A 19,072-nucleotide genomic window follows, 5' to 3' on the forward strand; every position below is an offset into this window, starting at 1 on the left:
AAACATTATTGCGCGTGGGCTGGGTGCTGATATAAGAACCGAAAAATCAGGAGCGTTTTATGGTCACGACCCGGCTGGATGAAATTGATCGCAAGATTCTGGCGGAATTGCAGGCGGACGGTCGCATGACCAATGTGGAGCTGGCCAAAAGGGTCGGTATCTCGGCCCCTCCGTGCCTGCGCCGCGTCCGTACATTGGAGGAATCGGGTTATATCACCGGCTACCACGCCGAAGTGAACGCTCGCGAGCTTGGTTTCGAGGTTCAGGTCTTTGCGATGGTTGGATTGGATAGCCAAGCTGAATCGGAACTCAGCGCGTTCGAGGCGCAGTGCGGGCTATGGCCGCTGGTCCGTGAGTGTCACATGCTGAACGGCGAGGTCGACTTCATCCTGAAATGCGTCGCGCCCGACCTCAGCAGTTTTCAGCAGTTCCTGACCGGAGAACTACTGACCACGCCAAACGTGGCCAGCGTCAAGACATCGCTTGTTATCCGCGGCGCAAAAGACGACCCAGGCGTCCCGTTCGATGTGCTGGAAGACCGAATGAACCGCTCGGCCTAAACCACATCCGTCGTGTTTCTGTTGGGCAAGGTGGCAGCATAGCCACCACCGCCAGGGTCAAAGCCCATCCTATCAAAATCTGCATAAAGCCCCCACTCTGCAGTACTCGTTAACACGTCACGCCGATATCGCGTCGATCTCTCCGTCTCCGGCGCGTGGCATAAGCAACGGGCCGAAATCGTTCAACGATTCGATATGCGCGAACAGGTTCAGATAGATCGACCGTAACGAATGGCTGATCATGCGAACCGCATTAGCACCTGGATGATAGGTTTCAAAGGGCAGGCCGTCTACACGTATGACAGAGTGTTTTTTCAGGCATATGTGAAACAATTCCACCGGAGTGGGTGGCATTGTTTCCACAACGCCCATTCCGTCCTGAAATTCGGCGACAGGCGTCAGAATCGGTGACCCCCCGTGCAGGCGTCGCAAATGGGCGGGCGTGCCAAGCAGGCGCGCGGCAGGCCCGGCTATCACACCGGACATTGGCTTCTGCATGCCAAATGTATCGGCCATGATGCGGGTCAGCGGGCGGGTGCGCCCGCGGGAGTCCTCGCGGCCCGGTATCAGCGTCACCGAGCCCTTCCACAAAACGGTCTCAGAGGTCCCGTCCTGCGTAAGTACCGTGTCGCCGGGCAGCAGATCCTCGATTGCCATTGGCCCCTGTTCGGTTTCCACAAGCGACCCCCGTGAGAAGGCGCAAAAGGCGTCCTCGAACATCGGCAGGGCCGGTGCGATATGCCGGGTTTGCGCGATGTCTCCGTTTTTGAGCAAAGCGCTCACTTCGTAACGGCGCAGCTGGGCTTTCTGTTTTGTAGTCGGCCGCGGAGTGTCGCGGAGCAAAGCCGAGGTTTCGACAGCATTTCTGGCAGCAATGGCCAGTGATTTTGGAATAGTCATAAATATTCCGTTCCTTTTAGAACCGGATCAGACGGGGCATACCCCCATGCAGGCCCATCTGTCGGTTCGGTTCTTTGTCTTGAAATAAATGGGTAACCCCTGGGCACCGGCGATGGCCGTAGCGCACAGCGAAGCAATTTCGCATTCCATTGGTCAATCCATTGACCCCCCAGACAAACTCGTACAGCGCGGGCGAAAATGCCCACAAACACGCTCCGAACTCAGGATGCAGTTTTCGTTGCATCCCACGCTCACCGGACCGGAGCACTACCCGGTGCGCGTTGACCAAATGGAACCGGCAGCTTGGTTCCGTTGGCTTTCTGTTTCAGCGTCGCGTCGCGAGACGGCGGGCAACCCTGACAGAATGGCTTGAAACTCGCTTCCACGGCATGTCCAGTTTCGGATCCTGTGCGGCCTGAATGACCGCGCTTAGAAAGCGAGATTTCTGTTTCATTTTCTGGTCCTGCTCGATCGGAGGTCTGAGCCTCATTCCGTGTGTGTAGACTTAACGTGCCGCGTGTTTGCGGCAGGGATAAGGCTTAACCGGGATCAAAAACGGACAAAGAATAAAGGTTGGCGGTTCCTCTGTTTGAGGTGCCAGCATTCATTTGTCGGCAAAGACAGATAACCTTCTGAGTACTGGCACAAAATTCACTACGATTCTGTGTCAGATAAACACAATAAATGTGGCGGAAAGGTGGCGGTTTTGCCTTAATCAGGGCCTAATCTACAATCTGATCGCCGAAATCAAACGCCCGTAATCCGCCTCTTTGGCGTGTGTTGTCCGGCGGTATGAATAAAAACGATCTGGATCGGAATAAGTGCAGTGCCGGGTCCATTCTGCCTGCCCAACACCTGCTTGGCGCAGTTTATGTAGGCCAAAGGCGGGCAGGTCGAATTGCATCCGGTCGTCGGTGCCATTGGCGAAGAATCGGCTGTTCTCAGAGGACTCCGCCATAAACGCATCCAGAAACTCGGGGCCGACCTCATAGGCCGCCTGCGAAATGGATGGCCCGATCACGGCACGCGTGTTTTCGCGTCTGGCACCCAGTGCCTCCATCGCGTCCAATGTGGCCTCTAGTACTCCGTCCAAAGCTCCGCGCCAGCCAGCATGGGCGGCGCCGATCACGTTCGTGTCAGGGTCGCAGAAAAGCACAGGCTGGCAGTCCGCGGTCAGAATTGTCAGCGCCAACCCGGGCGTGGCGGTCACAAGCGCATCCGCCTTGGGTTTGTCACCCGTAAGGGGCGCATCTACCGTCAGCACATCGGGCGAATGCACCTGATGAATGCCAACCAGCGCCTCGGGCGTGACATCCATCGCGTCAGCAACTCGTCGGCGATTCAAGGCGACGATCTCAGTCTGATCGGACGAGCCATAGCCGCAGTTCAATCCCGCAAAGACACCCGAGGATGCGCCGCCTCTACGGCTGAAAAAGCCGTGTTTTACGGGGGCCAGCATATCCGACGTGAGAATTTCCAAAGTCATGGTTCCAGTCCCGGTGGAGGCGCAGCTTGGGGCGGGTAGAGGCCCAGCACTTTGAACAGATTTCCCATTTCATCGGGATGCGTCAACCGGCGATGTGCGGCCACCAGTTCATCAAGCTTGGAGCCGCCTATACCCTTGGCCAGAGCCTGTGCACGGGCGGTGATTCCCAGACGTTCCAGAAAAATGCCCTGTGGTGTCAGGCGGGTATGAGCACAGCCTGCGGCCTTTGCTGCCAGCGCCAGGGTTTCAAAATCCACATGCGCGGTCAGGTCTGCCTGACCGGGAGTTTGCAGAGGGTCCACACGCTCATGCGCCTTTAGGGCCTGAAGCGTATCGCCAAGCGAGCGCCAGTCACCATAGTCCACGATCAGAGCTGCCCCTCCGTTCTGCGCGATTCGGCTGGCGAGGATGGTCAGAATCGGAATGGCAGGTGCGCAGAGTTCGACGAGATCCCCGTCTCGCGTATCGGACAGCCTGTCCTGCAGCGCAGTATGCGGCGCAGCGGGGCCAAGGCCAAAACTCAGCGCGCCATCGGCCTCTCCGATCAATCGTTCGCGCCAAGCAGGGCCGTCGCGCAGGAACTGGCGGATGGGGAGGGCGTCAAAGAACTCATTCGCCACCAGAAACATCGGCAAGTCCGGCAGTTCTGCCACGTCGCTGATCCACTGCGGGTTGTGATCTTTCAGGGTTGCCTTTTGTACGTCGCGGAGCGTTTCTGAGGCTTCCAGCAGAACAACCTTGGCCGTATCATGAAAACCTGGAACCGAGCGGGTCGACCGTAGGATATCCGCCATCAGCGTGCCGCGACCCGGTCCAAGTTCGGCCAGAGCAAACGGGGATGGCTGCCCTTGATCTATCCAGCTTTGCGCCAGCGACAGCCCGATCAACTCGCCGAACATCTGACTGATTTCAGGCGAGGTGATAAAATCTCCCTGCGCACCGAATGGATCGCGCGTGGAATAGTAGCCCCAAGTTGGGTGTAGCAGGCATTCGGTCATGTAATCGGCCAGCGTCATCGGGCCGTCTTGCCGGATTCGGGCGATCAGAAGTTCGTGCAGCCTCATACCGTTCGCCGGGCGCGCAGGGCGAACCATAGGCCCAAGGCGATCATCGGCAGGGACAGGATTTGCCCCATTGTCAGGCCGTAGCCGCCGATATGCCACGCCAGCCCAAGCGGGTTACCGGGCGAGATGAACTGCGCGTCGGGCTGCCGGACAAACTCGACCACGAAGCGGGATGCCCCGTAGCCTGCGAGGAAAACGCCCATAATCAGGCCGGGTTTCCGGAACGCGCCGCGCCGGTAGGCCAGCCATAAAAGGACTGCGCCCAATAAGACACCCTCAAGCGCCGCCTCGTATAGTTGCGAGGGGTGACGGGCGCACATACCGGCCACGACGCCTGGGCAGTCCTGCGCTGCGAAGCCGGGAAAGATCACGGCCCATGGCAGCTCGCTTGGTCGGCCCCAAAGCTCGGCGTTGATGAAATTGGCAAGCCGCCCCAGCAACAGACCGGGCGGGACGGTGTAGGCCACCAGATCGCCCAACGACAGGGCCGGAATGTTGTGACGGCGACCATAGAGGTATGAGGCGACGATCACCCCCAGCAGCCCGCCGTGAAAGGCCATGCCGCCTTGCCAGACCTTCAGGATATCTGCCGGGTGCGACAGGTAGTAGGCCGGTTGATAGAAGAGCACAAAACCCAGCCGCCCACCGAGAATGACGCCAATAATGATCCAAGTCAGAAGGTCGTCCAACTGCTCGGGCTTCATGGGTGGCGTCTGATTGCGCCACAGAGCCGGACGCCGCAAGGCCATCACGGCCAGACGCCAAGCAATCAGGATGCCGACAATATATGCCAGCGCGTACCACCTGAGCGCGAACTCCATCCCGAACAGTGAGATCGAGAACAGCTCGGGCGACAGATCGGGGAAATTCAGAACAGCCTGCATGTGCGTCTCATTGCCCGGGGTTTGCAGGGCAAGTCAACCTTGAGCCTGCGCCAATCCTTCCCCATATAGGGAACAACCGCGATTTCGGAGAAAAGCCATGCAAACCCGCAACAAGATCCTCGACGACGTTTCCCAGCTGATGACCAACGCCATGGGTGTGGCGCAGGGCGCACGCGAAGAGGCCGAGAATGCGATGAAGTCGATGGTCGACCGTTGGCTGGCCGACCGCGATTTCGTCACGCGTGAAGAATTCGACGCTGTGCGCGCAATGGCCCAAAAGGCCCGTGAAGAGAACGCCGCGCTTGAGGCGCGCATCGCCGCGCTTGAGGCGAAACTGGACAAGTAACGCCCATATCCAGATTTTGAAGACAAGATTAGAGCCGCGCAATCCAAGGTAGGATTGTGCGGTGTTGTGTATCATGCCGCCTTGCAGAAATTAATCAAGACAAAGCTGCGCGAGACGCCAATATTTTGATCGTCGTTGCCGACTGTCCACAACTTATTGCTGTTATCCCCAAGAAATGGGGTTGCCAGACCACCTCTTGCGGCGCACCATATTTGGTACAGGCCTACGGGGGAAGCCCGGCTTGTAGAGCAGGCAACTAGCGCTGGGGCGCTGCCAGCCCCGAAATGCTAGAGAGTAGTGAGGTGGCATTATGGCCCTTTCCGAGCAGTTTCTCGAAGAAGACCTTCATCCAATCGATATTGTTGAACATCTGGCCGAGCATCACGACTGGGATTTTGACCGCATCGGTGACGATCAGATCGCCATGGCTGTCGAAGGGCAGTGGCGGACCTATTCGATCACGCTGGCCTGGTCCAACTATGACGAAACGCTGCGCATGGTTTGCTCATTCGAGATGGAGCCTCCGGCGGAGCGTGAGAGTGAGCTGTATGAGCTGCTCAACAAGATGAATGATCAGTGTTGGGCGGGCGCGTTTACCTATTGGGCGAACCAGAAGCTGATGGTCTATCGCTACGGTCTGGTTCTGGCCGGTGGTCAGACCGCAAGCCCCGATCAGATCGACACGATGATCAACGCTGCGGTGCTGAGCGCCGAGCGCTACTACCCGGCGATTCAGCTGGTCACCTGGGGCAATCGCGATCCGGAAGAAGCGATGCAAGTCGCCATTGCAGAGGCCTACGGCCGAGCGTAAACCTTTGCCCTGAACCGTTGAATAGGGGAGGGGCACAGATGGACATGTCGCGCGTGGCCGAGCAGGGCCTTGTGTTATTGGGTTGCGGAAAGATGGGGTCCGCGATGTTGGCGGGTTGGCTGGATCACGGCCTGCCCGCCGCTTCCGTTTGGGTGATTGATCCTTACCCCTCGGACTGGCTGAAAACGCAGGGCGTAAACATCAACACGCCACTGCCCGAATCCCCCGCAGTCGTGCTGGTGGCCGTCAAACCGCAAATGATGGGTGAGGCTCTGCCGGCGATCCAGGCCCTCGGTGGTGGAGGCAGCCTGTTCGTTTCCGTCGCAGCGGGCACCTCGATTGCGACATTTGAGGACGTGCTGGGTGAGGGCACACCGATTGTGCGGGCAATGCCGAACACACCGGCGGCGATCCGTCAGGGTATCACGGCGATGATCGGCAACGCACATGTGTCCGGTGACGATTTGGACCTCGCGGAAAACTTGCTTTCGGCGATAGGCGAGACCGTGCGTCTGTCGGACGAGGCTCAGATAGATGCGGTCACTGGCGTCAGCGGCTCAGGCCCAGCCTATGTGTTCCACCTGATCGAAACGCTGGCCGCCGCAGGGCAGGCGCAGGGTCTGCCGCATGAGCTGGCCATGAGACTGGCGAAATCCACGGTCGCCGGCGCCGGTGCCTTGGCCATGGCCGCCGAGGAAGACCCCTCGCAGCTGCGGGTCAACGTGACCTCGCCCAATGGCACGACACAGGCCGCGCTGGAGGTTCTGATGCACGAAGCAGAGGGTTTCCCAAATCTATTGCACCGCGCCGTCAAGGCCGCGACCGACCGTTCAAAGGAGTTGGGTCGTGAGTGAGATTTCCTTCGACGACTTCCTGAAAGTCGACATCCGCGTCGGTGAGGTCATCCGCGCCGAGCCCTATCCCGAAGCCCGCAAGCCCGCGATCAAGATGTGGATCGATTTCGGCGACGAAATTGGTGAGCGCAAAACCTCGGCCCAGATCACCGCGCATTACGATCCGTCGACACTGATCGGCAAGCAGGTGATGGCTGTGGTCAACTTCCCGCCACGCCAGATCGGGAGATTCATGTCCGAGGTTCTGGTCCTTGGCCTGCCGGATGAAAAAGGTGAGATCGTGTTGATCGGCCCGGATGGCAAAGTCCCCGTTGGCGGAAGGATGCACTGATGAAACTCTGGATCACGCGCCCGATGACACCGGCGGTCGAAGCACGGGCCGCTACCGAGTTCGATGTTGAGATCCGCCCTGCAACCACTCCGCTTTCCAAGGATGAGATGGTGGGGGCGTTGCAGGACTATGACGTGGTTGTGCCCACTCTGGGCGACCTGTTCTCGGCCGATGTCTTCGCCAAAGTGCCCGAGCCGCGCTGCAAGCTGTTGGCCAATTTCGGCGTCGGCTACAATCACATCGATGTCGAGGCCGCGCGCGCCTTAGGCATCGCCGTCACCAACACGCCCGGAGCGGTCACAGATGCGACCGCCGATATCGCCATGACCTTGCTACTCTCGACCGCGCGCCGCGCGGGTGAGGGGGAGCGTTTGGTGCGGGCTGACAACTGGCAGGGTTGGCATCCCACGCAAATGCTGGGGCATCATGTGACGGGCAAGCGCGTGGGCATCGTCGGCATGGGTCGCATCGGGCAGGCCATCGCGCGGCGCTGTCACTTCGGGTTCGGCATGCATGTCGCTTATCAATCCCGTAGTGCCAAGCAGCTTGATTTTGAGGCCGAGTACATCCCCGATCTCTTGGCACTTGCGGCCTCGGTCGATTTCCTGGTTCTGGCGGTTCCGGGCGGGGCTGAGACACGCCATCTGATCAATGCCGCAGTGCTTGAGGCCATGAACTCCTCGGCCATTCTGGTAAACATCGCGCGGGGTGAGGTGGTAGATGAGACCGCTCTGATCAGCGCGCTGCAAGCAGGGCTGATCGCCGGGGCCGGGCTGGACGTTTACGAGTTCGAGCCGGCTGTGCCGCAGGCACTACGCGAGATGCAGAACGTCACCTTGCTGCCGCATCTGGGTACCGCCACCGAAGAGGTGCGAACCGGCATGGGACATATGGCGTTGGACAATGTGGCCGCCTTTGTCGAAGGGCGCGACTTGCCAAACCCGGTCTAGTCGCCGACCGCCTCGCGCCAGTGTTTGCGGCAGAGCGAGACATAGGTCTCGTTCCCGCCAATCTGAACCTGAGCACCCTCGGTGATCGCGCGGCCATTGACGTCCTGCCGAATCACCATCGTGGCCTTGCGTCCGCATTCGCAAATGGTGCGGACCTCGCGCATCTCATCGGCCAAGGCCAGTAAGGCTGCTGAGCCGGGGAAGAGTTTGCCCTGGAAATCTACCCTTAAGCCATAAGCCAGCACCGGGAGCTTCAGGTCATCCACGGCGCGGGCAAGTTGCCAGACCTGATCCTCGGACAGGAACTGGGCCTCATCCACGAAGACACAGGCGATCGGATTGGCCTTCTGGCGCGTTTCGATCATGGCAAAAACGTCATCGTCCGGCCGGAAGGTATCGGCTTCTTCGGAAATCCCGATACGCGAGGCGATCCGCCCCACACCAGCGCGCCCGTCCACGGCAGCGGTCATCAGATAGGTCTTCATGCCGCGCTCACGGTAATTGTGCGAGGCCTGCAGCAATACGGTCGATTTGCCCGCATTCATGGTCGAGTAGTTGAAATACAGTTTAGCCATGCGGCGGGTCTAAAGCGCCGACGCCAATCGAACAACCCATCAATCTTTCAGGGGGAAGCGACGTCGCCGTTACCATTGCAGAGGCCGAGCAGATGCTCTTTGGGGATGGAACCTTGCGCATGCAACAGCGACGCCATCGGTCAACATGTGACCAAAACGGAGTGAGGCTGAACAATATTGCCTCACGATTACTCATTACCGGCACTGAACGGCCGCCACTCACTCACAAAACCCTCGCATATCTGAGGGATAGTCAATTTATGGCATTTCAATTATGACTCGGTTATGGGAAATTTCCCTATGCTTTCCCCCAAAACGGATAGAAGGGGCGGCGCGTGCAGGTAGCAAAGGTAGAACTATGGCAGATATCGGGGCCTATCTTAAGAAACACACCGAAGCCTTGGTGAAAGATGTCGGGATCGAAGCCGCGTGTGAGATCACGGGCAAATCCAAGGCGACGCTCGGCCGCTACTATTCGGATAATTCGGAGCACGCGGATCGGTTCATGCCCGTTGACGCAGTGGCACGGCTAGAGAATGCGGCTAACTATCCGCATGTCACTTCGGCGCTGGCGGACCTGAAGAACATCACTCTGTCCTACGGGGATCGCAACACGGATTCTCCGCGTACAGGTGGTGTGAACGCGGATGTCATCGCCCTGAGCCAGCGTTTCGCCATGCTGATGACCGAGTATCAGGCGGCCATCGAAGACGGGATCATTACCGTCAACGAAGCCAAGCGCCTGCTGAAGGAAACCAGCCTTTTGCAGCAGGTTCTTATTGAGATGAAACTACATCTCGAAGAAGAAAGCGTTAGTTAAGAGTTGGCACCAGACGCCTTTGGGCGGTCGTTGTTAGAACGTGCTTATTGCACTGCCACCTGACAGCTTCTCCTATACAGTGTCAGATCAGGATTTCCGTTTTACAATTACGGACCCTACCGAATAACCCGCTCCGAACGAGCAGATTAGCCCGATATCCCCGTCTTCAAGATCGTCCGAGTATTTGGAGAAGGCGATAATCGACCCGGCTGAGGACGTGTTGGCATAGTCCTGCAAGATGTTGGGTTGCTCACCCGCCTCGGGCACACGTCCAAGGACCTTCTTTCCGATGAAATCGTTCATGGTCTTGTTGGCCTGATGCAGCCACAGGCGTGTCAGGTCGTCGCTGCCGATGCCCTCGGCCTCCATGTGGTCGCTGATATGCTGGCTGACCATGGGCAGCACTTCCTTGAAGACCTTGCGCCCGTTCTGCATGAACTGCATGTCGCGCCGGTCGATCATCCCATCAGGGCGCGAGCGGCGCAGAAAGCCGTTATTGTTGCGGATATTGTTCGAGAAACTGGTGGCGCATCGGGTCGACAGGACCTCAAAATGCGGGCCTTGCGCGTCTTCGATGCGTTCGATCAGGGTGGCCGTGGCCACGTCGCCGAAGATGAAATGACAATCCCGGTCGCGCCATTCCAGATGGCCCGAGCAGATTTCGGGGTTCACGACCAATGCGGACCGAACCGAACCCGAGCGCACCATATCCGCCGCCGCCTGAATGCCAAACGTGGCCGAGGAACAGGCGACATTCATGTCAAACCCAAAACCCTTGATGCCCAGAGCCTGCTGTATCTCGATGGCAATGGCCGGGTAGGCCCGTTCGTGGTTCGAGGCCGCGCAGATCACCAGATCGACATCTGCCGCCGTCCGACCAGCTTGCGCCAGTGCTTTGTGGCAGGCATCCACCGCCATTTCGGTCATGATCCCCGGCTCGTCATCGCTGCGCTGGCGCAAAGCGGGGTGCATGGTGTCGGGGTCCAACACGCCGGATTTATCCATCACATAGCGGTTTTCGATGCCGGACGCCTTGACGATGAACTCCTCAGAGGAGTGCTGCATCGGCTCCATCTGTCCGGCTTCGATGGCCTGGGCGTTCTCTGCATTCACCTTGTCGGCATAGGCGTTGAAGGCTTGCACCAGCTCGGCATTGGTGATGACGTTTTCCGGCGTGAAAACGCCTGTACCGGTGATTGCAGGGATATACATGGCAAGTCCTGAACGTTTTGGATTTGCTCAAAATGCAGTCACAGGGGCATTTGATCAAGTCTTGGTTACCCGAGGGAAGCCAGGCCCGAGGATGATTCTCCACTTCAGTTATTGAATAGTTCATAATTTGAAGTATATGACCCGCAACGACGTCTCGGAGTCTCTTCAATGTCAGACAGTATCAGCGACAGGCTTAGCCGTTTGAGCCCAGAAATTCAGGCCATCATGGGCGTCTACGCGCTCTATTGGAAACTCGAAGAGACCTTCGACACCGTCGAAACTGACCTGAGCCACCCGGAATGCCATATGCTGATCAAGCTGGATGAACCTAAGCGAATGGGTGTTCTGGCAGCCGATATGCTCAGCGTGCCATCCACAATTACGGCCACTGCGGATGCTCTGGAAGAAGCCGGCTATCTGGCGCGCCAGCGCGATCCCAACGATCGCCGTGCCTGGTTGCTGGTGCTGACCGAACAAGGCGAGAGCGCGCGAGATATGTTGGTGTCAGCAGCCGGAGATCTGTTTCACAAGGCATCTGGCCTGAATGCAGAAGAAACAGCCGAGTTCGCCCGGATGGCGAGCAAGATTCGTGACAACGTACTGAAAACGGGAATTCCCGAGGGATTGAAGAAATGAAACAGCTGACTTCTCTGGGCCTGCTATTGGCCGTTTTGGCGACGCCGCTTGTCGCGCAAGAGACCGCGAAACCGGTCAAGCTAATGCAGGTGCAGGAAACGGCTCCGGGTTTCACTCGACAGTTTTTCGGCCGCGTCGCTGCGCGTCAGACCGTTGATCTGGCATTTCAGGTTCCAGGGCAGATTGTTGAGATGCCTGTCACCGAAGGGTTCGTCATCCCGAAGGACGGTCTGATTGCCCGACTGGATCAGGAACCGTTCGAACTCAGGCTGGATCGCGCCCGGTTGCAGAAAGAACAAGCTGACCGAACCGTCGCGCGCCTGTCGCGGTTGCGCGGCACAACCGCCAGCCAAGTGGCGGTCGATGATTCCGAAACCGAAGCGCAACTGGCCGCTATCGCCCTCCGCGACGCGGAATACGAGCTGGAACACGCAACGCTGACGGCGCCGTTCGACGCGCTTGTATCAAGCCGCGCAGTTGAGGCCTTTACCACCGTGTCGGCGGGAACTCCGATCGTGCGCATCCACGACATGTCCGAACTTCGGATCGAGGTGGACGTCCCCGAGATCCTGTTCCAACGCTCGGGTCAGCAGGATGACATCACGATCACGGCCAAATTCCCCGTAAGCGACGAAGTTTTTCCGCTGGAAATCCGTGAGTTCGACGCTGAGACCTCGAGTGTTGGGCAGACATTCCGCATTCAGTTCGGCCTGACCCCGCCTGAGGGGCTGCAGATTCTGCCCGGCTCGTCCGTGTCGGTGAACGTGCATGTCAGGGATGGCCGCACGGGGATCGTTCTGCCGGCGTCAGCCATCGTCGCTGGCGCGGATGGCGCGCTGGGCGTGATGGTCTTTTCTCCGGCTGGCGCAGACGAGGGCACGGTACGCCTTGCACCCGTAACCATCGAACCAACGCAGACCGGCGAAGTCCGTGTTCTGACCGGCTTGTCAGACGGCGATGAGGTGGTTGTCGCAGGTGGCTCGGCGTTGACAGACGGCCAGAGCGTGCGCCGTTTCACCGGCTTCTCGAACTAAGGGGCGGGCTAATGAGAATTGCACGCGCATCTATCGACCGGCCGCTTTACACGTGGCTGATCATCCTGATCGCCCTGTTTGGCGGTATTTGGGGCTTCCTTTCCCTGGGGCGCCTGGAGGACCCGGCTTTTACAATCAAAAACGCGGTGATCGTCACGCAATACCCCGGCGCCACGGCCGAGCAAGTGGCGCTGGAAGTCTCTGAACCTCTGGAATCGGCGATCCAGCAAATGGGCGAAGTGGATACGATCACCTCGTTGAACCAGCCGGGGCAGTCCCTGATCGAGGTTGAGATCAAATCCACATATGACGGTAGCGAATTGCCAGCCATCTGGACCCGCCTGCGCGCCAAAGTGCGCGATGCGGCGCGGGGCCTGCCATCTGGCGTAAACCAGCCCTTCGTCAATGATGGTTTCGGCGACGTGTTCGGCCTGTTCTACGCAGTCACGGCCGAGGGGTTTTCGGACGCCGAAAAGCACGAATTGGCGACGTTTCTGCGGCGTGAGCTGTTAACGGTCGACGGCGTTGCCGATGTCGAGGTTCAGGGCTTGCCGCAAGAGGCGATTTTCATCGAACCGGATCTGTCCATCTCGGTGAACCAGAATGTCCCCATCCAAGCCATCAACGAGGCGATTGCCAACGCGGATTCGGTCAACTCCTCCGGCTCGGTTCGGTCCGAGAACGACCGCACCACCATTCTGACAGCCGAAGGGTCGGATAGTGTGTCGGCCATCGCAGGGTTGTCGGTCGGCTCGCAAGGGCAGGTGATCAACCTGTTTGACATGTCCAACGTTTACCGCGCCCGTCAGACCGACCCGGATATCATGATCCGCTTCGATGGGACCGAGGCCTTTACGCTGGGCATTGCCGGTTTGGCCGCCGAAAACATTGTCGAAGTCGGCAAGCGCGCGGATGCCAAATTCGCGGAACTGGATACGCAAATCCCCTTTGGCGTGGAGATTCTGCCCATCTACCAGCAGCATGTGGTGGTCGAGCAAGCCTCGAACGACTTTCTTGTGAACCTCGCCATGTCGGTGATCATCGTGGTCGCGGTTCTGGGCCTCTTTATGGGATGGCGCGCCGCCATTGTGGTCGGGACGACATTGCTTCTGACCGTGGTCGGGACGCTACTGTTCATGGCGCTGTTCTCGATTGAGATGGAGCGAATCTCGCTGGGTGCCCTGATCATTGCGATGGGGATGTTGGTGGACAATGCCATCGTGGTGGCCGAGGGCATGCAGATCGCGATGCTGCGCGGCAAATCCTCGCGCGATGCAGCGGATGAGGTGGCATCGAAAACGCAGATCCCACTGCTGGGCGCGACGGTCATCGGCATCATGGCCTTTGCGGGCATCGGTCTCAGCCCCGATGCGACCGGAGAGTTTCTGTTCTCGCTCTTTGCGGTTATCGGGATCTCATTGCTGCTCAGCTGGGTTCTGGCAATCACAGTAACACCGATGTTGGCGCATTACTTCTTCAAGCAGGGCAAAGAGGGTGAAGTTGACGCCTATGGCAGCCTTCTGTTCCGCGTTTACGGCGCGATCCTGCGCTGGGCGTTGCGGTTCCGCTGGCTCGTTGTGGCCGGGCTGATCGCTGTCACGGTGGCCTGTTATGCGGGCTTTGGCCTGATGAAGCAGCAATTCTTCCCGGACTCGAATACGCCGCTGTTCTTTGTCCACTACAAACTGCCTCAGGGCACACCAATCTCGCGTACGTCAGCGGATATGGCCGTGGTCGAGGATTGGCTGGCCGAACGTGACGATGTGGTGTCCGTCACCACATTTGTCGGGCAGGGCGCAACCCGTTTCATGCTGACCTACAGCGCGGAGGACCCGAACCCAAGCTACGGTCATATGATCATTCGGACGGAAACGCTCGAGGATATCCCAGTGCTGCAGGCCGAGCTTGAGGCCTTTGGGGTGGCTCAGTTCCCTGAAAGCGAGTTTCGCACCAAACGTCTGGTCTTTGGTCCGGGTGGAGGCACCCCGATACAAGCCCGCTTTTCGGGTAGCGACCCAGCCGTGCTGCGGCAGTTGGCGGACGAAGCGGTTCAACGCATGGCGGCTGCTACGCCGAACGCGCTGAACATCCACCATGACTGGCGCGAAAAAGAACTGGCGGTTCAACCGATCTACGCAACCGAACGCGCGCAGACAGCTGGTGTTTCTCGCGAAGATATTGCGGCCACGCTGCAATTCTCGACCGATGGCATCACCGGAGGCGTCCTGCGCGAGCGCGACCGCCTGATCCCAATCATTCTGCGCCGCCCTGCGGAGGGTGACTATTCGATCGTCGATCAGGTCGTGTATTCCGATCAGTCAGGCCAATTCGTACCCATCGAACAGATGGTGGACGGGTTCGAATACCAGTTGCTGAACACCGAGGTCCACCGGCGCAACCGGGTCCTGACCATCACCGTTGGCGCGGATATCCCGCCGGATGTGACTGCAGCGCAGGTGCATTCCGAGGTGCGCGCAACGATTGAAGAGATAGACCTGCCACCCGGCTATCGTATGGAATGGGGCGGTGAGTTCGAGGACTCGGGCGATGCCCAGGAAAGCCTTGGTAGGCAATTGCCGCTGAGCCTGCTGATCATGGTGCTGATCTCGGTGCTGCTGTTCAATGCGATCCGCCAGCCGGTTATCATCTGGCTGTTGGTGCCCATGTCGGTGAACGGCGTGGTCATCGGTTTGCTGGGCACCGGGCTGCCGTTCACCTTTACGGCGCTTCTCGGTCTGCTCAGCCTGTCGGGAATGCTGATCAAGAACGGCATCGTTCTGGTCGAAGAGATTGACCTGGTCCGCGCAACGGGAAAACCCCTGCAGGAGTCGATCATCGAAGCATCCGTCTCGCGTCTACGGCCGGTGATGCTGGCGGCGATTACAACGATCCTTGGGATGGCCCCGCTGCTGACGGATGCGTTCTTTGTCTCGATGGCGGTCACCATCATGGGCGGGTTGGCTTTTGCCACGGTCCTGACCATGGTCGCGGCCCCGGTCTTCTATATGCTGTTTTTTCAGCGAGATGAGAAACGACAAGCGGTTACCGCTTGAATGAAAAACCCCCGGTCAAAGACCGGGGGTTTTGCTTTTTCCTTGGTGCTGCAGGTCAGCCCTGCAGCGATTTCACCTCGACGTCACCTTCGGCCTGCGCCTTGATCGCCAACGCTGCTGCGTAGCTGGCGGCGGCGGTGGTGAAATAGGGGATCTTGTCATACAGAGCGATCGAGCGGATCGACCGGCTGTCTTCCACCGCCTGTGCGCCTTCGGTTGAGTTCATCACCAGCTGAACACCGCCGTCTTTCATCAGGTCAGTCACATCGGGGCGTCCCTCATAGACCTTGTTGACCACTTCGCAAGGTACGCCCTGCGCGTCCAGCCAGGTTTGCGTGCCGCGTGTGGCGACCAGTTCAAAGCCCTGATCGACCAGAACGCGCGCGGCCTCCAACATGTCCGGCCCTTTGTCGGCATCCTTGATCGAGATGAATGCGTGGCCGGATGAGGGCAGCACCATGCCAGCGCCAATCTGTGCCTTCAGGAATGCGCGCGGGAAGTCGCGATCCCAGCCCATGACCTCACCAGTCGAACGCATTTCCGGGCCCAGAATGGTGTCGACGCCAGGGAAGCGTGCGAAGGGCAGCACGGCCTCTTTGACCGAGAACCACGGCATGTCCGGGTCGGCCAGTGTCATCTGGTCGGCGATCTTGCTGTCGTCGACTGTCTTGTAGGGCGGGCGTTTCGGGAAGTCCGCCAGTTTCTCACCCGCCATGACACGCGCGGCGATGGATGCAATTGCGCTGTCGGTGGCTTTGGCGACGAAGGGTACGGTACGCGAGGCGCGGGGGTTTACTTCAATCAGGTAGATCTCAGCATCCTTGATCGCGAACTGAACGTTCATAAGGCCGACCACGTTCAACGCCTTGGCCAGTTTGAACGCCTGATCTTTGATCTGCTCGATGATCTCTTTCGACAGCGAGTAGGGCGGCAGCGAACAGGCCGAGTCGCCCGAGTGAACACCCGCCTCTTCGATATGCTGCATGATGCCTGCAACGTGAACGTCGGTGCCATCGCACAGAGCATCGACGTCCAGTTCCACCGCACCAGCCAGATAGCTGTCCAGCAGAACAGGGCTGTCGCCCGAGACCACAACAGCCTCGTTGATGTAGCGCCGCAGCTGATCCATATCGCGCACGATCTCCATCGCGCGGCCGCCCAGAACGTAGGAGGGGCGGATCACCAGCGGGAAGCCGATTTCCTCGGCGATCTCAAGCGCCTGTTCATCGGTCGAAGCGATGCCGTTTTTCGGCTGCTTCAGGCCCAGCTCGTTGACCAGCGCCTGGAAGCGTTCACGGTCTTCGGCCAGGTCAATCGCGTCGGGCGTTGTGCCGAGGATCGGAATGCCTTCGGCCTCAAGCGCGTTCGCCAGTTTCAGCGGAGTCTGGCCGCCGAACTGGACGATGACGCCGTGCAGCGTGCCGTTTTCCTGCTCTTTCGTCAGGATTTCCATGACGTGCTCAAAAGTCAGCGGCTCAAAATACAGACGATCCGAGGTGTCATAGTCGGTCGAGACCGTCTCGGGGTTGCAGTTGACCATGATGGTCTCATAACCCGCGTCGGTCAGCGCAAAGCAGGCGTGACAGCAGCAATAGTCGAACTCGATGCCCTGACCGATCCGGTTCGGACCACCGCCAAGGATGACGACCTTTTTACGGTCACTTGGGCGCGCCTCACACTCAACTTCACCCATCATCGGAGCTTCGTAGGTCGAGTACATATAAGGTGTCTGCGCTTCGAATTCGGCGGCACAGGTGTCAATGCGTTTGAACACGGCCTTTACGCCCAGATTGCGGCGGGCGCGGCGGACGTTGTCTTCGTCACGGCCAGTCAGGTTGCCCAGACGTGCGTCGGTGAAGCCCAGCATTTTCAGTTTTCGGATGCCGTCCTCGGTGACCGGCAGGCCGTCTTTGCGGACCTGGCGCTCGGCCTCGATGATCTCGCGGATGCGGGCCAGGAACCAAGGGTCGAATTTGGTGACACCGAAAATCTCATCATCGGAAAGACCGTGACGCATCGCTTGCGCAATCGTGCGCAGACGGTCGGGAGTCTGCTGACTGATCGCTTTGATCACGGCAGCCTTGTCGTCCGCTTCTTCCCAAACACCTACATTCAGGCCGGAGATTTCGATTTCGTCAAAGCCGGTGAGGCCCGATTCCATTGAGGCCAGCGCCTTCTGCATCGATTCGTGGATCGTGCGGCCGATGGACATGGCCTCACCCACCGACTTCATCGCGGTGGTCAGGTAGGGCTCAGACCCCGGGAATTTCTCGAAGGCGAATTTCGGGATCTTTGTGACGACATAGTCAATGGTCGGCTCGAACGACGCGGGGGTGACCTTGGTGATGTCATTGTCCAGCTCGTCCAGCGTGTAGCCGACGGCCAGCTTCGCGGCGATCTTGGCAATCGGAAAACCGGTCGCTTTTGATGCCAGCGCGGACGACCGGGAAACCCGAGGGTTCATCTCGATGACGACCATGCGGCCATCTTCAGGGTTGATCGCCCACTGTACGTTCGAGCCACCGGTCTCAACCCCGATCTCGCGCAGAACGGCAATCGAGCCGTTGCGCATGATCTGATATTCCTTGTCGGTCAGCGTCAGGGCAGGGGCCACGGTGATCGAGTCACCCGTATGCACGCCCATCGGATCAACGTTTTCAATCGAGCAGACGATGATGGCGTTGTCGGCGGTGTCGCGGACCACCTCCATCTCGTATTCTTTCCAGCCCAGCAGGCTTTCATCGACGAGGATCTGGTTCACCGGCGAGGCATCCATGCCCGAGCGGCAGAAATGGATGTAATCCTCGCGGTTATAGGCCACGCCGCCGCCGGTACCGCCAAGCGTAAAGGCAGGTCGGATGATGGCGGGCAGGCCGATTTCCTCCAGCTCGTCCAAGGCCATCTGAACACCGGCATCCAGATCGGTAGAACCGTCTTCACGCTTGGGCGCGGTCACGATGGTTGCCTTGGGGTTTTCAAGGCCCAACCGGTCCATCGCCTCGCGGAACAGAGCACGGTCTTCTGCCATTTCGATCGCGTCGCGTTTAGCGCCGATCATCTCGACGCCGAACTTGTTCAGCACGCCCATCTCTTCCAGCGCTAGCGAGGTGTTCAGGCCGGTTTGGCCACCCATGGTCGGCAGCAGGGCATCGGGGCGCTCTTTCTCGATGATCTTGGCGACCACTTCGGGGGTGATCGGCTCAATATACGTCGCGTCGGCCAGACCCGGATCGGTCATGATCGTCGCGGGGTTCGAGTTCACCAGAATGACCCGGTATCCTTCCTCACGCAGCGCCTTACAGGCCTGAGCGCCGGAATAGTCAAACTCGCAGGCTTGTCCGATAACAATGGGGCCCGCCCCAATGATCATGATCGACTTGATGTCGGTTCTTCTCGGCATGGCCTTGTTCCTTCGATTGTCAGCGAGTCAGGGCACCGCCCCAGCGCCCAAATTGTCCTGCGTTATAGGGACCGCGCGAAAAGGTGCAAGAGGTATCGGGAACAGAGGTGAAATTGCCGCTTTCCCCCCTTTCCCTTGGCAGAGTATTCTCTATAT

18 protein-coding genes are annotated in these 19,072 nt (G+C 59.0%); 10 read left to right on the forward strand and 8 right to left on the reverse strand.

The window, feature by feature from the left end; all coding sequences use genetic code 11:
* Nucleotides 1-59: 59 nt before the first annotated feature.
* Nucleotides 60-560 carry an Lrp/AsnC family transcriptional regulator gene (locus ACR0KL_RS13515; RefSeq protein ID WP_170637470.1) on the forward strand — a complete coding sequence of 167 codons (501 nt, stop codon included), beginning with the start codon at nucleotides 60-62 and terminating at the stop codon, nucleotides 558-560.
* Between the two features lie 117 nt (nucleotides 561-677).
* On the opposite strand, the gene ACR0KL_RS13520 is transcribed toward ACR0KL_RS13515, so the two are convergent.
* From ACR0KL_RS13520 to lgt, 5 genes are all read right to left on the reverse strand, one after another.
* Nucleotides 678-1,460, reverse strand: a complete 783-nt coding sequence (locus ACR0KL_RS13520; RefSeq protein WP_170468290.1) for a Hint domain-containing protein — start codon at nucleotides 1,458-1,460, stop codon at nucleotides 678-680.
* 325 nt (nucleotides 1,461-1,785) lie between these two features.
* A complete protein-coding gene (locus tag ACR0KL_RS13525; protein ID WP_256439789.1) occupies nucleotides 1,786-1,914 on the reverse strand; it encodes a hypothetical protein in 129 nt (42 codons plus the stop codon).
* A gap of 273 nt (nucleotides 1,915-2,187) precedes the next feature.
* The gene (gene pgeF / locus ACR0KL_RS13530) at nucleotides 2,188-2,946 is read right to left on the reverse strand and encodes a peptidoglycan editing factor PgeF (protein ID WP_170680376.1); all 759 of its coding nucleotides are present in this window, start codon (nucleotides 2,944-2,946) and stop codon (nucleotides 2,188-2,190) included.
* Complete coding sequence (locus ACR0KL_RS13535) at nucleotides 2,943-4,010, reverse strand: class I SAM-dependent methyltransferase (protein WP_480777148.1); 1,068 nt, start codon at nucleotides 4,008-4,010, stop codon at nucleotides 2,943-2,945. Before ACR0KL_RS13535 ends, pgeF begins: the two co-directional genes overlap by 4 nt.
* Entirely contained in the window at nucleotides 4,007-4,894 is an 888-nt protein-coding gene (gene lgt, locus ACR0KL_RS13540) for a prolipoprotein diacylglyceryl transferase (RefSeq protein WP_170680380.1), read from the reverse strand. Before lgt ends, ACR0KL_RS13535 begins: the two co-directional genes overlap by 4 nt.
* Before the next feature lie 97 nt (nucleotides 4,895-4,991).
* On the opposite strand from lgt, the gene ACR0KL_RS13545 reads away from it, so the two are divergent.
* The 5 genes from ACR0KL_RS13545 to ACR0KL_RS13565 all read left to right on the forward strand — a co-directional run bounded on the left by ACR0KL_RS13545 (nucleotide 4,992) and on the right by ACR0KL_RS13565 (nucleotide 8,186).
* Nucleotides 4,992-5,240, forward strand: a complete 249-nt coding sequence (locus tag ACR0KL_RS13545) for an accessory factor UbiK family protein (protein WP_120632035.1) — start codon at nucleotides 4,992-4,994, stop codon at nucleotides 5,238-5,240.
* A 310-nt stretch (nucleotides 5,241-5,550) separates the two neighbouring features.
* Nucleotides 5,551-6,051 (forward strand): type III secretion system chaperone family protein, encoded by a 501-nt coding sequence (locus ACR0KL_RS13550; RefSeq protein ID WP_170468281.1) that lies wholly within the window; start codon nucleotides 5,551-5,553, stop codon nucleotides 6,049-6,051.
* 38 nt (nucleotides 6,052-6,089) lie between these two features.
* Nucleotides 6,090-6,905 (forward strand): pyrroline-5-carboxylate reductase, encoded by an 816-nt coding sequence (gene proC / locus ACR0KL_RS13555; protein ID WP_170680382.1) that lies wholly within the window; start codon nucleotides 6,090-6,092, stop codon nucleotides 6,903-6,905.
* Complete coding sequence (locus tag ACR0KL_RS13560; protein ID WP_170680384.1) at nucleotides 6,898-7,236, forward strand: tRNA-binding protein; 339 nt, start codon at nucleotides 6,898-6,900, stop codon at nucleotides 7,234-7,236. Before proC ends, ACR0KL_RS13560 begins: the two co-directional genes overlap by 8 nt.
* The gene (locus ACR0KL_RS13565) at nucleotides 7,236-8,186 is read left to right on the forward strand and encodes a 2-hydroxyacid dehydrogenase (RefSeq protein WP_170680386.1); all 951 of its coding nucleotides are present in this window, start codon (nucleotides 7,236-7,238) and stop codon (nucleotides 8,184-8,186) included. Before ACR0KL_RS13560 ends, ACR0KL_RS13565 begins: the two co-directional genes overlap by 1 nt.
* On the opposite strand, the gene ACR0KL_RS13570 is transcribed toward ACR0KL_RS13565, so the two are convergent.
* The gene (locus ACR0KL_RS13570; protein ID WP_170680388.1) at nucleotides 8,183-8,761 is read right to left on the reverse strand and encodes a thymidine kinase; all 579 of its coding nucleotides are present in this window, start codon (nucleotides 8,759-8,761) and stop codon (nucleotides 8,183-8,185) included. The two genes, ACR0KL_RS13565 and ACR0KL_RS13570, sit on opposite strands and share 4 nt — an antisense overlap.
* A 358-nt stretch (nucleotides 8,762-9,119) precedes the next feature.
* Here ACR0KL_RS13570 and ACR0KL_RS13575 point away from each other — a divergent pair, with 358 nt between their 5' ends.
* On the forward strand, nucleotides 9,120-9,581 hold the full coding sequence (locus ACR0KL_RS13575; protein WP_170374695.1) for a hypothetical protein: 462 nt from the start codon (nucleotides 9,120-9,122) through the stop codon (nucleotides 9,579-9,581).
* Nucleotides 9,582-9,668: 87 nt separating this feature from the next.
* Here the strand turns inward: ACR0KL_RS13575 and ACR0KL_RS13580 are convergent, their stop codons facing one another.
* Nucleotides 9,669-10,793 (reverse strand): beta-ketoacyl-ACP synthase III, encoded by a 1,125-nt coding sequence (locus tag ACR0KL_RS13580; protein WP_170555841.1) that lies wholly within the window; start codon nucleotides 10,791-10,793, stop codon nucleotides 9,669-9,671.
* A gap of 168 nt (nucleotides 10,794-10,961) precedes the next feature.
* On the opposite strand from ACR0KL_RS13580, the gene ACR0KL_RS13585 reads away from it, so the two are divergent.
* The 3 genes from ACR0KL_RS13585 to ACR0KL_RS13595 are packed head-to-tail and all read left to right on the forward strand — an operon-like array spanning nucleotide 10,962 to nucleotide 15,516.
* On the forward strand, nucleotides 10,962-11,429 hold the full coding sequence (locus tag ACR0KL_RS13585) for a MarR family transcriptional regulator (protein WP_170555840.1): 468 nt from the start codon (nucleotides 10,962-10,964) through the stop codon (nucleotides 11,427-11,429).
* Entirely contained in the window at nucleotides 11,426-12,463 is a 1,038-nt protein-coding gene (locus ACR0KL_RS13590; protein ID WP_170555839.1) for an efflux RND transporter periplasmic adaptor subunit, read from the forward strand. Before ACR0KL_RS13585 ends, ACR0KL_RS13590 begins: the two co-directional genes overlap by 4 nt.
* Before the next feature lie 11 nt (nucleotides 12,464-12,474).
* Entirely contained in the window at nucleotides 12,475-15,516 is a 3,042-nt protein-coding gene (locus tag ACR0KL_RS13595; RefSeq protein ID WP_170680390.1) for an efflux RND transporter permease subunit, read from the forward strand.
* A 55-nt stretch (nucleotides 15,517-15,571) separates the two neighbouring features.
* Here ACR0KL_RS13595 and carB read toward each other — a convergent pair whose 3' ends face one another.
* Complete coding sequence (gene carB / locus ACR0KL_RS13600; protein WP_480777149.1) at nucleotides 15,572-18,916, reverse strand: carbamoyl-phosphate synthase large subunit; 3,345 nt, start codon at nucleotides 18,914-18,916, stop codon at nucleotides 15,572-15,574.
* Between the last annotated feature and the right edge of the window lie 156 nt (nucleotides 18,917-19,072).

This window comes from Ruegeria sp. C8 (assembly GCF_056537565.1).